This window comes from Phyllobacterium myrsinacearum (assembly GCF_002980555.1).
GTDB classification, from domain to species: domain Bacteria; phylum Pseudomonadota; class Alphaproteobacteria; order Rhizobiales; family Rhizobiaceae; genus Phyllobacterium; species Phyllobacterium myrsinacearum.
Genome location: NZ_PVBT01000005.1, coordinates 16,473 through 31,295, shown reverse-complemented (window position 1 = coordinate 31,295; position 14,823 = coordinate 16,473). Strand labels below are relative to the sequence as shown.

The 14,823-nt window shown below is 61.6% G+C and carries 11 protein-coding genes; 5 read left to right on the top strand and 6 right to left on the bottom strand.

Annotated features, from left to right (window positions below):
* Position 1: 1 nt before the first annotated feature.
* Genes C5750_RS16705 through C5750_RS16690 form a run of 4 tightly spaced genes read left to right on the top strand, consistent with a single transcriptional unit; the run spans position 2 to position 3,309 of the window.
* On the top strand, positions 2-1,009 hold the full coding sequence (locus C5750_RS16705; RefSeq protein ID WP_105735071.1) for a branched-chain amino acid ABC transporter permease: 1,008 nt from the start codon (positions 2-4) through the stop codon (positions 1,007-1,009).
* The gene (locus tag C5750_RS16700; protein ID WP_105735070.1) at positions 1,006-1,770 is read left to right on the top strand and encodes an ABC transporter ATP-binding protein; all 765 of its coding nucleotides are present in this window, start codon (positions 1,006-1,008) and stop codon (positions 1,768-1,770) included. The genes C5750_RS16705 and C5750_RS16700 overlap by 4 nt, the downstream gene beginning before the upstream one ends.
* Positions 1,751-2,470, top strand: coding sequence for an ABC transporter ATP-binding protein (locus tag C5750_RS16695; RefSeq protein ID WP_105735069.1), 720 nt, complete (start codon positions 1,751-1,753; stop codon positions 2,468-2,470). Before C5750_RS16700 ends, C5750_RS16695 begins: the two co-directional genes overlap by 20 nt.
* Positions 2,471-2,499: 29 nt before the next feature.
* On the top strand, positions 2,500-3,309 hold the full coding sequence (locus tag C5750_RS16690) for an alpha/beta fold hydrolase (protein WP_105735068.1): 810 nt from the start codon (positions 2,500-2,502) through the stop codon (positions 3,307-3,309).
* Between the two features lie 10 nt (positions 3,310-3,319).
* Here the strand turns inward: C5750_RS16690 and C5750_RS16685 are convergent, their stop codons facing one another.
* Genes C5750_RS16685 through C5750_RS16660 form a run of 6 tightly spaced genes read right to left on the bottom strand, consistent with a single transcriptional unit; the run spans position 3,320 to position 10,914 of the window.
* Positions 3,320-5,050: a M14 family metallopeptidase gene (locus tag C5750_RS16685; RefSeq protein ID WP_105735067.1), complete on the bottom strand. Its 1,731-nt coding sequence runs from the start codon at positions 5,048-5,050 to the stop codon at positions 3,320-3,322.
* 16 nt (positions 5,051-5,066) lie between these two features.
* A complete protein-coding gene (locus tag C5750_RS16680; RefSeq protein ID WP_105735066.1) occupies positions 5,067-5,921 on the bottom strand; it encodes an ABC transporter permease in 855 nt (284 codons plus the stop codon).
* Between the two features lie 4 nt (positions 5,922-5,925).
* Positions 5,926-6,849 (bottom strand): ABC transporter permease, encoded by a 924-nt coding sequence (locus C5750_RS16675; RefSeq protein WP_105735065.1) that lies wholly within the window; start codon positions 6,847-6,849, stop codon positions 5,926-5,928.
* A gap of 57 nt (positions 6,850-6,906) precedes the next feature.
* Positions 6,907-8,442: an ABC transporter substrate-binding protein gene (locus C5750_RS16670; protein WP_105735064.1), complete on the bottom strand. Its 1,536-nt coding sequence runs from the start codon at positions 8,440-8,442 to the stop codon at positions 6,907-6,909.
* Between the two features lie 36 nt (positions 8,443-8,478).
* Positions 8,479-10,311 carry an ABC transporter ATP-binding protein gene (locus C5750_RS16665; protein WP_105735063.1) on the bottom strand — a complete coding sequence of 611 codons (1,833 nt, stop codon included), beginning with the start codon at positions 10,309-10,311 and terminating at the stop codon, positions 8,479-8,481.
* A 15-nt stretch (positions 10,312-10,326) separates the two neighbouring features.
* The gene (locus C5750_RS16660) at positions 10,327-10,914 is read right to left on the bottom strand and encodes a winged helix DNA-binding protein (protein WP_105735062.1); all 588 of its coding nucleotides are present in this window, start codon (positions 10,912-10,914) and stop codon (positions 10,327-10,329) included.
* Between the two features lie 120 nt (positions 10,915-11,034).
* On the opposite strand from C5750_RS16660, the gene C5750_RS16655 reads away from it, so the two are divergent.
* A complete protein-coding gene (locus C5750_RS16655; RefSeq protein ID WP_105735061.1) occupies positions 11,035-14,652 on the top strand; it encodes a hydantoinase B/oxoprolinase family protein in 3,618 nt (1,205 codons plus the stop codon).
* Positions 14,653-14,823: the final 171 nt, after the last annotated feature.

The following is a 14,823-nucleotide window of genomic DNA, read 5'->3' as shown; positions in this document are numbered from 1 at the left end:
CATGAGCGCCACCGGCATCTCCACGTCTGCCGCTCCAGCTGTCCGCACGGGCAGGCCATGGCAGCGTGATCTTATCGGCGTTGCCGTCATCCTCCTGGCTTCTATTGGCGGCTACGTCCTGTTTCCGGACAATCTGGCGCTTTTGACCCGTATCATCGCCATCATGTTCCTGGTGCTGTCGCTTGACCTCGTCACCGGTTATTGCGGGGTTGCGACCCTCGGTCATGCCGCACTGTTCGGTGCGGGGGCCTATGCGGCAGGCATTGCTGCCGTTACCTTCGGCATCACCGAACCGCTGAGCATGATCGCCATCGGCGCCATCGCCGGGGCCGCCGCCGGTCTTGTCTCCGGCGTTGTCATCCTGCGCGGCCATGGCCTCGCCCAACTGGTCCTGTCCATCGCCGTCATTCACCTTTTCCATGAAGCGGCCAACAAGGCATCCGCCTATACCGGCGGCAGCGATGGCCTCTCGGGCATTGCACCCGATCCGCTGCTTGGGCTGTTTGCCTTCGATCTTTGGGGGCGGACGGCCTATATCTTCGGTATCGTCCTGCTCATCGCCGCCTTTGTTCTCCTGCGTATCCTCGTGCGCTCGCCCTTCGGCATGCTGTGCCGCGGCATCCGCCAGGACCCGGTGCGCGTCAGCGCCATGGGCGCTTCGGTCAAGGCGAGCCTGATCAGGATGTATGTGATATCGGGCGTCGTCGCCGGCATTGGCGGTGCGCTCAATGCGGTGTCAACGCAGGTCGTCGGGCTCGACAGCCTGAGCTTCACCAATTCGGCCGAAGCGCTGGTCATGCTGGTGCTGGGCGGCGCAGGCTCGCTCTTTGGCGCGCTTGCCGGCACGGTTGTGTTCATGTGGTTCGAACATGTGGTCTCCGCCGCCAATCCGTTCCACTGGCTGACCATTGTCGGCGCTCTGCTGATTGCCGTGGTGCTCTTCGCGCCGAAGGGGCTCTATGGCACCGCGGCCGATCTCGCCAGGCGTTTTGCAAGGAGCAACCCATGAGTGCGGTCTTTGCAGTCGAACGGCTGAAAAAATCCTTTGGCGGGCTGGATGTCACGCGGGATGTTTCGCTGTCCATGGCGCGGGGAGACCGGCTGGCGCTGATCGGTCCGAACGGCGCGGGAAAAACCACCTTCGTCAATCTGGTGACGGGGCACCTGCAGGCGAGTTCCGGCCGGGTGCTGATGGATGGCGAGGACATCTCCCGTTTCAGTCCGATGCGGCGCGTGCGTGCGGGGCTGGTGCGATCCTTCCAGGTCACCCGGCTGTTCCCGGAAATGACGCCCGGGGAGCATGTGGCGCTGGCCATCCTGCAGCGCGAGGGCAAATCCGGGCGCATGGCCGGGAATTTTCATGCCATGCCGCAAGTCATGCGTGAAATGAACGGGATTCTTGATACGCTCAGTCTCGGTGCGCTTGCATCGGTGCCGGTGGGCGCGATTGCCTATGGCCAGCAGCGCCTCCTTGAAATTGCCCTGGCGATGGCGCTGCGTCCGAAAGTCCTGCTGCTGGATGAGCCGGCGGCAGGCGTGCCGCACAGCGATACATTCCTGATCGAAAATGCGCTTGCGCAATTGCCGGATGATCTTGCGGTGCTGATGATCGAGCATGACATGGATCTTGTTTTCCGCTTTGCCAAACGGGTCGTGGTGCTGGCGGCCGGGGCGGTCATCTTCGATGGTTCGCCGCGCGATGTGACCAAAGATGCGCGGGTGCGCGAAGCCTATCTGGGGAGCTATGCCCATGCCGGCAGCGCAGCTTGAAGTGGAAAATCTGTGCGCGGGCTATGGCCCGACGCGGGTGATCGAGAACATCTCGTTCACGGCAGCGGCGGGGTCACGCGTGGCCGTGCTTGGGCGCAACGGTGTCGGCAAAACCACATTGTTTGCGACGCTTGCCGGACAGACGAAGCGCTATGACGGAACCATCAAACTCGGCAACAGTGACGTAACGGCGATGGACAGCGCCGCGCGCGCCTGGAGCGGGCTCGGTTTCGTTCCGCAGTCGCGGGCGATTTTTCCATCGCTGACGGTGGAGGAAAATCTGTTCGTCGGCCTGAAAGGCCGGCCGCGCAGTGCGCTGCAGGAAGCCTATGACATGTTTCCGCGTCTGTACGAACGCCGCACCAATTCCGGCGCAAAACTGTCGGGCGGCGAACAGCAGATGCTGTCCACGGCCCGTACCATCCTTGGCCGCCCTTCCCTCCTGCTTCTGGACGAACCGCTGGAGGGACTGGCGCCGGTTATCTGCGAGGAACTGATGGCGGCGTTTTCGCGCCTCGCTTCCAGCGGCGAAATGACGATCCTCCTGGTGGAGCAGCGCATCCAGAGCGCCTTGGAATTTGCCGAACGTGTCATTATTCTCGAACGCGGGCGCATCGTCTGGGACGGCTCGTCGGAGCAATTGTCCAAGGACGATGAAACGGTTCATCAGCTGCTTGGTGTGTCCAGCCTTGCCCATTGAAACCTTGTTCCGAGAGGGGATTGGTGACCATGACATTCAGGGATGACGATCTGACGATATTCGAGGCGGATGGTGCCGCGCCTTTGCCAGCGGCAACCGGCGAAGGCTATGTCGAGCATGATGGCGCCCGGATCTGGTATGCCTCCTACGGCACCGGCCATCCGGTGATCCTGCTGCATGGCGGCCTTGGCCACAGCGGCAACTGGGGGTATCAGCTTCCGGCCCTGGTCAATTCCGGCCGCCGGGTCATTCTCATCGACAGCCGCGGCCATGGCCGCAGCACGCGGGACGAGCGGCCCTATACCTATCATCTCATGGCGTCGGATGTTCGCGCCGTCATGGATACCTTACAGCTTGAAAAGGCTGCCTTCGCCGGCTGGAGCGACGGCGCCTGCATTGCACTGGTGCTCGCCAGCCAGAAACCGGATCGCGTCACGGGTGTTTTCTTCTTTGGTTGCAACATGGACTCGAGCGGCACCAGGGACTTCGTACCGACACCGGTGATCGACCGGTGTTTTGCCCGTCACAGGAAGGATTACGCCGCGCTTTCGGCAACGCCGGATGAATTCGACGCCTTTGTCGGCGCGGTGAGCCTGATGATGAAAACGGAACCCAATTATACCGCCGCTGATCTCGGCGATATCCGTGTGCCCGTTGCCATCGTGCAAAGCGAGCATGACGAATTCATCAAACCCGAGCACGCCGCCTATCTCGCCCGCAGCATTCCCGGAGCCGAACTGATCAGCCTGCCCGGCGTCAGCCATTTCGCCCCGCTGCAAAGGCCGGAGCTGTTCAACGAGGCGGTGCTGGGTTTCCTCACCCGCATCGACGGGCGCTGACGGTCCCTTTTCAGGCGACGGATTCGATCATTTGAAACGCATCATAGGCGGCAAGAACCGTTTCCATCTGCGCGGTATGGCCGGCAATGAATGCGTCGCCATATATCGTTTCATCGGGGTATTCCGTGATCAGCGTCAGCAGCACGTCATGCCTGTCATCGACCGAGATCATGCAGGGAAAACCGTTGATGATGCGGAAACCGGTTTCACCGGCATGGGTTTCATAGAGACTGATCTGCGTGCCGTTGAAGGCGACGAGCCCCGGCACGGCGGCCAGGCGCCGGGTCACCGCATCGATGAAGCGCTCGGCCCGCTCCTCCCATCCGTGCTGGTAACGCATGATGAGGAAGAAGCCCTTCGGCAAGGTCCACATGGCAAAGCCGCGCGGCACGTAACCGGAAAGCGGCCGCGTCCATTCGTGGGCGGGGTAGCCATGCAGGTTGATATGCAGGCGCGCACCGCTCAGGCGCTGTGCCTCAAAGCGGATCGCTTTTTCATAGGGCTGTGCGGCGGTGCGGTATTCCAGGTCGTCGCCCAGCGCCGTATAGCGCGCGGCATGGTGCATGTGACGCGGATTGTCGGTGCGCAAACGATGATGCGCCGCATAGCCATCCGGATTTTCCAGCGGCGAAATGGTGAAATGCGCGCCGGGACGATCCGCCAGTGCCTGCGCTGCGCGCAGCGCACCGATGATGCCGGTTGTTTCATTCGGATGCTGGCCGCCACTGATCATGACGGCGGCATCGGTGCCCCTGTGGTAGCGGGCCTGAACTGCCCTCCCGGCGCGCGAGCGTGCCTCGAAGGGTTCACCGCCGATGCCGGCAAGTTCCGTGTGGATCTGTGCGACGAAGACGGGCGCATGCGCCGTCGCAAGAGGCTGTGCCTCGCCGGATGCTTCGGATGTATCGAGCGTGCGGGTTTCGATCCGGATCGCAGGGGTGCCCTTGCCGTGGACGATCTCCGGTATGATCTGGCCGGGCTGCAACCCGCGGTCGCCGAGCGGACGGCCGGATTTTTTCTGGAATACTTCCAGCAGCGAAAAATAGAAGTCTTCGTGCAGCGCCTCGCGCAGGCTGATGACTTCATCGCCTGATGGCAGCGGCTGGTCGGCCATGGGGAGTGTTGCGCGAATGTTGAGCTCGCCGAAATAGGGCTCGGTATTGCCCCAGTCATGATCGATCACGGCGCGCATGGCGTTGGCGAACAGGGCTTCGTAATCGGTTTCGAGGCGCGTTCCCTCGAAGGCGCCGTTCAGCCTTAACCAGCCGGTCGGCGAGACAAGGGTTTCGCCGATGAAATCCGTGTGGATCCGATTGGGGGCGAAAACCTTGTGCTCAGCCTTGCGGCCGTCCTTGTAGGTGAGCGTCACGTCATAGGTGAAGGGTGCGCTGCTGCCGGTTTCAAAGCGCAGCTCGGCGGTGCCGGTGAGCGCTGCCAGCGGATAGGTTTCCAGGAGAAAGCGGTTCTGCGGGCAGTTTTCGTGCACGGGATAGGCGATGGTGATGCTTTTCAGGGCGCCGGTATCGACCTCTTCCAGAAAGAAATGCAGGAGCGGTTTGTAGGCGCTGCGCAAGCGTGCCTCAACGCCGATGGCTGCAAGCTTTTCCTCGGCGGCCCGCCGGCTTGGCGCATCTTCGAACAGCCAGGCTTCGAAGCGCGTGCCGCGGGCGGCCGCCTCGCCATAGGTTGCGAGAAGCTGGTCGAGGATGCGGTTGAAGCCGCTTTCATAAACAAGTGTCATTTCAATTCACTGTTGATTAGCGCGATGTTCGTCCGGTGGGATCAAGGCTGTCGCGCAGCCAATCGCCCAGAAGGTTCAAGCCCAGTACGGTCAGGAGAATGGCAAGGCCGGGAAAGACGCTGACCCACCAGGCATTCTGCAGATAGGTGCGCCCGTCCGCAAGCATGCCGCCCCAGCTCGGGATCAACGGGTCGACGCCAAGGCCGAGAAAGGTCAGGCTGCTCTCCAGCAGGATATTGGTGGCAACGTTCAGGGTCATCAGCACGATGACCGGCCCGATCAGGTTCGGCAGCAGATGCTGGAACAGAATACGGTGGTCTTTCACGCCGATGGCGCGCGCCGAGAGGATGAATTCCCGGTCCCGCAGCGACAGCACAGAGCCGCGCACCAGCCGGGCATACTGCACCCATTGCGAGACGATCAGCAGGATGATCATGTTGGTCAGGCCGCCGCCGGCAATGGCAATGAAAGTGATGGCAAGGAGGATGAACGGCATGGCGAGCTGCACATCGGCAAACCGCATCACCACCATGTCCCAGAAACCGCGGTAATAACCGGAGATCAGGCCCATCACCACGCCGATGATGACGGCGCCGGCAACGGAGATGAAGCCGACCTGCAGCGAAATCTTGCCGCCGGTGATCACGCGTGCCAGCACGTCCCGGCCGAGCGGGTCGGTGCCGAAGGGGTGTGCCCATTTCATGAAGGGCGGCAGCAAGCGCGCCATCAGGTCGATCTTTTCGGCGCCGCCCGGGAAGATGGCGCTGGAGAAGATGACGGCGAGGCACATGCCGCCGGCGAGCAGCGCGCCGAGAATAAATTCCAGATTGCGGAACCGCGCAAATCGAGGGGTGGAGGCTACGGCAGACATGGGCTTACTCCGTCCGGATGCGCGGGTCGACAAGGCCATAGGCGATGTCGACGAGAAGATTGACGCCGATGATCATCAGGGAAAGGACCGTGATGACCGCCTGCAGCACGGGATAGTCGCGCGCGCCGACGGCATCGAATGCGAGTGTGCCAAGACCCGGCCAGTTGAATACGCGCTCGACCACCACGATGCCGCCGAGCAGGCCGCCGAACTGCAGGCCGAAATAGGTGATGAGCGGAATGGCGCAATTGCGCAATGCATGCTTGTACAGCACGACATTCTCGCTGAGGCCCTTGGCCCGGGCAACCATGATGTATTGTGAATTGAGGGTTTCCAGCATGGCGGTGCGCACCAGGCGCACATTGGTGGCGGTGAGGATGATGCCCATGGTCACGGCGGGCATGATGAAGCTCTCGAAACCGTTCATGCCGCTCGGCGGCAGCCATTTCAACGTGATGGCGAACAAAAGCACCAGCATCAGCGCCAGCCAGAAATTCGGGAAGGACAGGCCGACCAGCGACAGAATGCGGATCGCCTGATCCGCCCACTTGCCGCGCGCCGTCGCTGCCTTGATGCCGAGCGGAATGGAAATGGCGATGGAGACGATCAGGGAGGAGAAGGCAAGAAGCAGCGTCGCGGGCAAGGCGGCGGCAAGCAGGGTGGATACCTTCGTGCCGCCAAGGAAGCTGCGGCCGAAATCGAGCGTGAACAGCCCCTTGATGAAGCCGAAATACTGGACAAGAAACGGCTGGTTGAGACCAAGCGCCTCGCGGATGCGGACAAGGTCCGCCTCGGTGACGCTGCCGGCGCCTTGCGTCAGCATCAGCGCCGGATCGCCGGTGAGGCGAATGGCGAATGCCACGATGAGCGTCACGACGATGACGACGAAGATCGCCTGCAGAAAGCGTTTGATGAGAAAACCAGCCACGTCTCTATCCTTCAATCCTTGGCCCGCCGCCCCTTGCAAGGCGACGGGCCTGTTTTGCTACTCGACCGTGACATCCGTCAGCCGCAGGCGGCTGTCGGGGACAGGCGTAAAATTCTTCACGCGCTTGCTCACGCCGAAAATCGCATTGTAATTGTAGAGCGGGATTTCCAGCGCCCGATCCGCCGTGTAGTGGGCGATCGACTGGAGGATTTCCTCGCGCTTTGCCCGGTCGGTAATGGAGCGCTGCGATTCCAGCAGCGCATCGAGCTTGGGATCGCTGTCATAGGGGTTCCACTTTTCACCCGAGTGATACATGGAATAGGCGGTGTTGTCGTAGTCGAGCGTCCAGCCGCCCCATGCCTGTTCGAACATCGCGCCGGTCTTGCCCGCCGGGATGATGTCGTTGAGCAGGACGTTGGTTTCGTAGGGCTTGATCGTGGCGTTGAGCCCGATGACCTGGAGATAGCTGGCGATGGCCTGCGACACCTCGTTGAACGTGGAGTCGTTGCCGCGCACGTCGATCTGCAGCGTGGTGCCGGTTGCAATGCCGGCTTCCTTCAACAGGGCTTTGGCTTTTTCCGGATCGTAGGGCAGCGGCTTCATGGCGGGATCGTTGCCGAAGGACAGAGCGCCCTGGAAGCTGGCAATGGGCGCCGCCTGGCCGCCAAGGATGGTCTTGATAATCGCATCGCGATCAACGCCAAGGATCAGCGCCTTGCGCACCCGCTCGTCGGCTGTCGGGCCGCTCTTGGTGTTGAAGCGCAGGGCATAGACGGTCGGTCCGGCGGTGCTGACCACCTCCAGCTTCGGATCGGCCTGGATGGTCGGGATCATGCCGACCGGGATTGTGGGTGGAATGACCAGATCGACGCGGCCTGCCTGCAGTTCGGCCACGGCCGTCGCGGGTTCGGCGATAAAGCGGTATTCGAGGTTGGAGAGTTTGGGTGCGCCGCCCCAATGGTCGGCAAAGGCTTCGAGCTTGATGCCGATCTTGGGCTCGTAGGATGTGACCTTGAACGGGCCTGTGCCAACGGGATGGGCGTTGAAATAATCGTCACCCTTTTCCTGGATGTATTTCGGCGGCACGATCATGGCGCCGTAGCCGGCGAGCTTGGTCAGAAGCACCGGGTCCGGCGCCCTCAGGTGGAAATCGACGGTCTTGGCGTCGATGATTTCCACCTTGTCAATGGCAGCATAGTTGGAACGCTGCGGACCCTTCTTGCCTTCTTCGCCGAGAAGACGGTCAAAGGTGAATTTGACCGCTTCCGCATTGAAGGGCTCGCCGTCGTGGAATTTCACGCCTTCGCGCAGGGTGAAGCGGATGCGCTTGCCGTCGTCGAGTTCTTCCCAGGCGGTGGCAAGGCCGGGCACCAGTTTCAAATCGGCGCCGCGATAGGTCAGGCCGTCATAGATATTGGTGGCAACCGAGGCCCAGTTGACGAGAAACGTATCGATCGGATCCCAGCTGCCCGGGTCTTGCGGTGACGAAATGGTCAGCGTACCCGCCGCCCATGCGGGCGCCGCGAGCAAGGCTGTGCCTGCCAGACCCAGCGCCAGAAACGCTGCATGTATTCCCCGTCGTGTTCTTATCATTGTGGTGTTCTCCTCATTATATATAGACGTTGTGGTTCAGGCGGCACTCGCCACAAAGTGGCCGGGTGCAATTTCGGTTCGCTTGAAAATGGCCGGTTCGTCGCCGACGCGGCGAATGGGGCTTGGTATTTCACCTTCCAGCATGGCGCGGTTGCGGGCACGTGCCGGATCAGCCACGGGGACTGCCGACAAAAGGCGCTGTGTATAGGGATGCGCCGGTGTTTCGAAAATCTGCTGGCGGGTACCGATCTCCACGACCTGGCCCAGATAAAGGACGGCGACCCGGTGACTCATCTTTTCAACGACAGCCATGTCATGGCTGATGAAGAGATAGGAGAGGCCCTGCTGTTCCTGCAATTCCATGAACAGGTTGAGGATTTGCGCCTGAATGGAAACATCGAGCGCCGACAGTGCCTCGTCGGCAATGATCAGTTTCGGATTGGACGCGAGCGCGCGGGCAATGCAGACGCGCTGGCGCTGGCCGCCGGAAAACTCGTGCGGATAGCGGCTGGCATGGGCGCTGGTCAGGCCGACCCGTTCCAGCAATTCATCGACCCGTTTCTGGATGGGCTTGCTTCCGTCGATCAATGCGTGGGTGCGGATGGGTTCGGCAATGGAGAAGCCGACGGTCTTGCGCGGATCGAGCGAGGCAAACGGGTCCTGGAAAATATACTGGATTTCCTGCCGCAGCTTTTGCCGTTCGGTGCCATTCATCGACGAAACGGGACGCCCGCCAAACAGAATGGTGCCTGATGTTTCCTTCTGCAGCTGCTGGATCGTCCGGCCGATGGTGGATTTCCCGGAACCGGACTCACCGACAAGCGCAAGGGTTTCGCCGGGATGGATGTCGAACGAGACCTTCTCAACCGCATGGACCCGGTGGGTAACGCCGCCGAAAATGCCCTTCTTGATGTTGAAGCGCGTGACGAGGTCGCGGACGGAAAGGACAGGCGGCAGGCCGTAGCGGGCCGTGTCCTGAACATGCTCGCCGCCGACAAGGCGGGGTGTGTCACCGTCCATGACCGTCAGCGGCAGGCGCTTGGGAAAAGCCTCTCCGGTCATGCTGCCGAGTTTCGGTACGGCGGCGAGCAGGGTCTGGGTATAGGGATGCTGCGGGCGGGCAAAAATGTCGGCAACCGTGCCTTCTTCCACCTTTCGGCCTTTCCACATCACCACTACGTCGTCGGCCATTTCGGCGACAACGCCCATGTCGTGGGTGATGAAGATCACCGCCATGCCGAGTTCGGTCTGCAACTCGCGGATGATGGTCAGAATCTGCGCCTGAATGGTGACATCGAGGGCAGTTGTCGGCTCATCGGCGATCAGCAGTTTCGGACGGCAGGCAAGTGCCATAGCGATCATGACGCGCTGACGCATGCCGCCGGACAGCTGGTGCGGGTAACGGGCGAGCAGATTGGCAGCATCGGGCAGGCGCACCATATCGAGAAGCCTTTTGGCCTCGGCCAGCGCCGCCTGTTTGGACATGCCCTCGTGCAGGATCAGAACTTCGGCGATCTGGTCGCCGATGGTGAACACCGGATTGAGCGAGGTCATCGGCTCCTGGAAGATCATGGCGATCTCCTTGCCGCGAATGCCGCGCATGGTTTTCTGTGTGGCGGTGGTCAGGTCGATCCGTCCCTGGCGGCTTTCGAACAGCACCTGGCCGGTGGGGAACTGGCCGCCCATCATGTCGGCAAGCCGCATGACGGAAAGCGAGGTGACGGACTTGCCCGATCCGGATTCGCCGACAATGGCGAGCGTGCGCCCGGCTTGCACCGAAAAGCTCAAATTCTCCACAACACGCGACGGACCAAAGGCAACGGAAAGATTGTCCACGGCCAGGAGCGGGGGAGAGGGTTCACCGGTCACGCAATAATCCTTGTATTAAAGTGTGGTGGCAGCGCGGGCTGCCTGATCATAGGCGCCGGAGAGAAAGCGCAGGACGGCAGCGATTTCAGACAGCGTATCCTCGGCTGGCCGGGCATTGGTCGTCGATGCCACAAACAGCCGCTCGCGGATCTGGGCGTAGCGCGTGCAGGCATCGGCACCCTTATTGGTGATCTTGATCGTCTTTTCCTTGGCAGCCTTGCCGGTGGTGACAAGTCCGGCCGCTTCCAGCTTGCGGATGGCATAGGTGGCGACATGCGTGTCTTCGATATCGAGAACCAGGCAGATGTCGGCGAGTTTCTTCTCGCGGCCGCGATGCCGGACGGAGTGAAGAATGAGAATTTCCGTAGCCGAAAGTCCCGGCAGTCCTGCGGCTGCCATGCAGCGCACCATCCAGCGGGAAAAGGCATGGGAGGCGAGGATCATGCCGTATTCGACTTCGGAAAGGCCGGGCGAACCGCCTTCGGCAAGATGGGCTGACGAGACAATGGGGCCAATGGAGGAGACGGGTTTGAGATGCTTCGGCAGTGCCGTTGCAAATTGTTCGAGATCCGCCGTGGTGTGGTCTTTCGGACCAGTCGTCATTCTGCTTGCCTCCGCCTTGACGAATTTATATCATCATTTTATCGACATATTGTCAATGACGCCATAGTCTATTAATTGAGCATGCTTACAAATGTGGCAGTCGATCAAGAGGAGTGCGGGATGAGCATCGGAAGCTGGGATTTCTGGGTCGACCGGGGCGGCACGTTTACCGATGTCATCGGGCGCGATCCGCACGGCACGCTGCATGCCCGCAAGGTACTGTCCGAGAATCCCGAGGCCTACAAGGACGCCGCCGTACAGGGCATCCGCCTGCATCTCGGGCTGAAGCCGGGCGAAGCCATTCCGGCCGGGCGCATCGGCGAAGTGCGCATGGGCACCACCGTTGCCACCAATGCCCTGCTGGAGCGCAAGGGCGAACGGCTTGCCCTCGTGACGACCAGGGGCTTTCGCGATGCCCTGCGCATTGGTTATCAGGAACGCAAGAACATCTTTGCCACCGAGATCATCAAGGCGGAGGCACTTTACGACCGGGTTGTCGAGGTCAATGAGCGGGTGCTCGCCGATGGCACGGTCGAAACCGCCTTTGACGAAGTGCAGGCGCGCGCCGCCCTGAAAGCGTTGAAGGATGAAGGCTATGACGCGCTCGCCATCGTGTTCATGCATGCCTACAAATTTCCGGCGCACGAGGCTGCCATGGCCGCGATCGCCCGGGAGATGGGTTTTACCCAGGTATCCGTCAGCCACGAGGTTTCGCCGCTGATCAAGCTGGTCGGGCGCGGCGATACAACTGTCATCGACGCCTATCTCTCGCCGGTCCTGCGCCGCTACGTGGCGCAGGTGTCGGCGGAGCTGGATATTGCCCGCACCGGCGCGCGCGTCATGTTCATGATGTCCTCGGGCGGTCTGACTGCCGCCGATATGTTCCAGGGCAAGGATGCCATCCTGTCCGGCCCGGCCGGCGGCGTTGTCGGCCTGGCCCGGACGGGTGAAGAGGCGGGCTTTCCCAATGTCATCGGTTTCGACATGGGCGGCACATCGACGGACGTTGCGCATTTCGACGGCGAGTATGAGCGCGCTTTCGAGACGGAGGTGGCGGGGGTGCGTGTGCGTGCGCCGATGATGCTTATCCACACGGTGGCCGCCGGTGGCGGGTCCATCCTGCATTTCGATGCCGGGCGTTTCCGCGTCGGCCCGGATTCCGCCGGTGCCAATCCCGGTCCCGCCTGCTACCGCAATGGCGGCCCGCTGGCCGTGACCGACGCCAACGTCATGGTCGGCAAGCTGCTGCCCGAATTCTTCCCGCCGATCTTCGGACCGGACCAGAACCAGCCGCTGGATGTCGATGCCGTGCGCTCGCGCTTTGCCGAATTGGCGGGCCGGATCGGCGATGGCCGCAGCCCCGAAGACGTGGCCGACGGCTTTATCCGCATTGCCGTTGCCAATATGGTCGAGGCGATCAAGAAAATCTCGGTGCAGCGCGGCTATGATGTGACACGCTATGCACTCAGCTGTTTTGGCGGCGCGGGCGGCCAGCACGCCTGTCTGGTTGCCGATGCGCTGGGCATGAAGAGCATTCTCGTTCATCCGATGTCGGGCCTGCTGTCGGCCTATGGCATGGGGCTTGCCGATATCCGGGCGACCCGGCAGAAGGCGCTGGGTGTGCCGCTCGATCCGGCCGCCCCCGTCCCGCTTGCCGGTCTGGCTGCGGAACTGCAGCGGGAATGCCTGTCCGAGCTCAATGCGCAGGGCATCGCTGACAGCGAGATCACCACCATTGTGCGCGCCCATATTCGCTATGCCGGTACGGATACCGTGCTGGCCGTCGAGGCGACTTTTCCGGCGCATGACGATATCGGCCGTTTGCGGCGCGAATTTGAAATCCTGCACAAGCGCCGTTTTGGATTTGTCGCCGAAAACAAGGCGCTGGTCATCGACGCGGTGGAAGTGGAAACAGTCGGAGGCGGTGCCGGTCAAGCCGAAACGGCTGTCGATGCGACTGCAAACGGCGAACCGGATGCGGTGCGGCACAACCGTTTTTACTCGCAAGGGTCCGCGCATGAGGCGGCCGTGGTGCTGCGCGATGCGATGCAGCCTGGCCAGCGCCTGACCGGCCCGGCCATCATCATCGAGCCGAACCAGACCATCGTTATCGAGGACGGCTGGCAGGCGGAACTGACGGCCAAGAACCATATTGTTCTCAAGCGCATCAAGGCGCTGCCGGACCGTTCGGCCATCGGGACCAAGGCCGATCCGGTGATGCTGGAGATTTTCAACAATCTCTTCATGTCGATCGCCGAGCAGATGGGCGTGACGCTGCAGAACACCGCCTATTCCGTCAACATCAAGGAGCGGCTGGATTTCTCCTGCGCCGTTTTCGATGCGGAAGGCAATCTTGTCGCCAATGCGCCGCATATGCCGGTGCATCTTGGCTCCATGGACGCGTCGGTTGCCGCCGCAATCCGGGAAAATCCGGTTATTCATCCCGGCGATGTCTTCCTCATCAATGCTCCCTATAATGGCGGTACGCACCTGCCGGACCTGACGGTCTGCACCCCTGTGTTCGACGATGCCGGTACGACGATCCGTTTCTGGGTGGCGAGCCGTGGCCATCATGCGGATATCGGCGGCATCGCGCCGGGCTCCATGTCGCCTCTGGCAACGAACATTGAAGAAGAAGGCGTCTACATCGACAATTTCAAGCTGCTCGATCGCGGCCGCTTCTGCGAGGATGAGCTGGCAGCCCTGCTGACCGGTGCCCGCTACCCCGTGCGCACGCTGTTGCAGAACGTCAATGACCTGAAGGCGCAGGTTGCCGCCAATGAAAAGGGCGTGGCGGAGCTGCGCAAGATGATCAGCCATTTCGGCGAGGATGTCGTCGAGGCCTATATGGGTCACGTGCAGGACAATGCCGCCGAGAGCGTGCGCCGCGTCCTCGACCAGCTGCAGGATGGCAGCTTCACCTATGAAATGGATCAGGGGTGCAGCATCGTCGTCAAAATCTCGGTCGACAAGGTTGCGCGCGAAGTAACGGTGGATTTCACCGGCACATCGGAACAGCGTTCCGACAATTTCAACGCGCCGCGTCCGGTGACACGCGCTGCTGTGCTCTATGTCTTCCGCACACTGGTGCAGAGCGACATTCCGATGAATGCCGGGTGTCTGCGCCCGATCCACATCATCGTCCCCGATGGCACGATGCTCTCGCCGGAATATCCGGCGGCGGTTGTTGCGGGCAATGTCGAGGTCAGCCAGGCCGTCACGAACTGCCTGTTCGGTGCGGTGGGCGCGCAGGCTACCGCGCAGGGAACGATGAACAATCTGACCTTCGGCAATGACCAGTACCAGTATTACGAGACGATCTGCTCCGGTGCCCCGGCCGGCCCCGGATATAACGGTGCCGATGCCATCCACACCCACATGACCAACTCCCGGCTGACCGATCCGGAGATTCTGGAAACGCGTTTCCCGGTGGTTCTGGAAGATTTCCACATCCGCGCCGGTTCCGGCGGCAAGGGAAAATGGTCCGCTGGAAATGGCACGCAGCGGACGATCCGTGCACAGGAAAAGCTCGACTTCGCCATTCTTTCCGGTCATCGCCGTGTCGCGCCGTTCGGCCTGAAGGGCGGGGAGCCGGGGCAGACGGGCTCCAATGCGGTGCGCCGCAGCAATGGCGCTGTCGAGGCGCTGCAGGGCTGTGCGCACACCGTGCTAGAGGCGGGTGAAGCCTTCATCATCGTCACGCCGACGGGCGGCGGCTACGGCAAGCCCGAGGCATGAATTTTCCGGCAGGTGTGCCTTTCCTCTTGGTAAAACCTGCCTGAAGGCCTCATGTTCTGCAACCGGTGGTATTTGCAAGCGCTGCAAAGCGCGCATTTTCATGCCGTAAAATAGTGGACTAAACTACTCAACATACGGAAAAGATTACAGAAATTCGCCGTCTCACTTTCT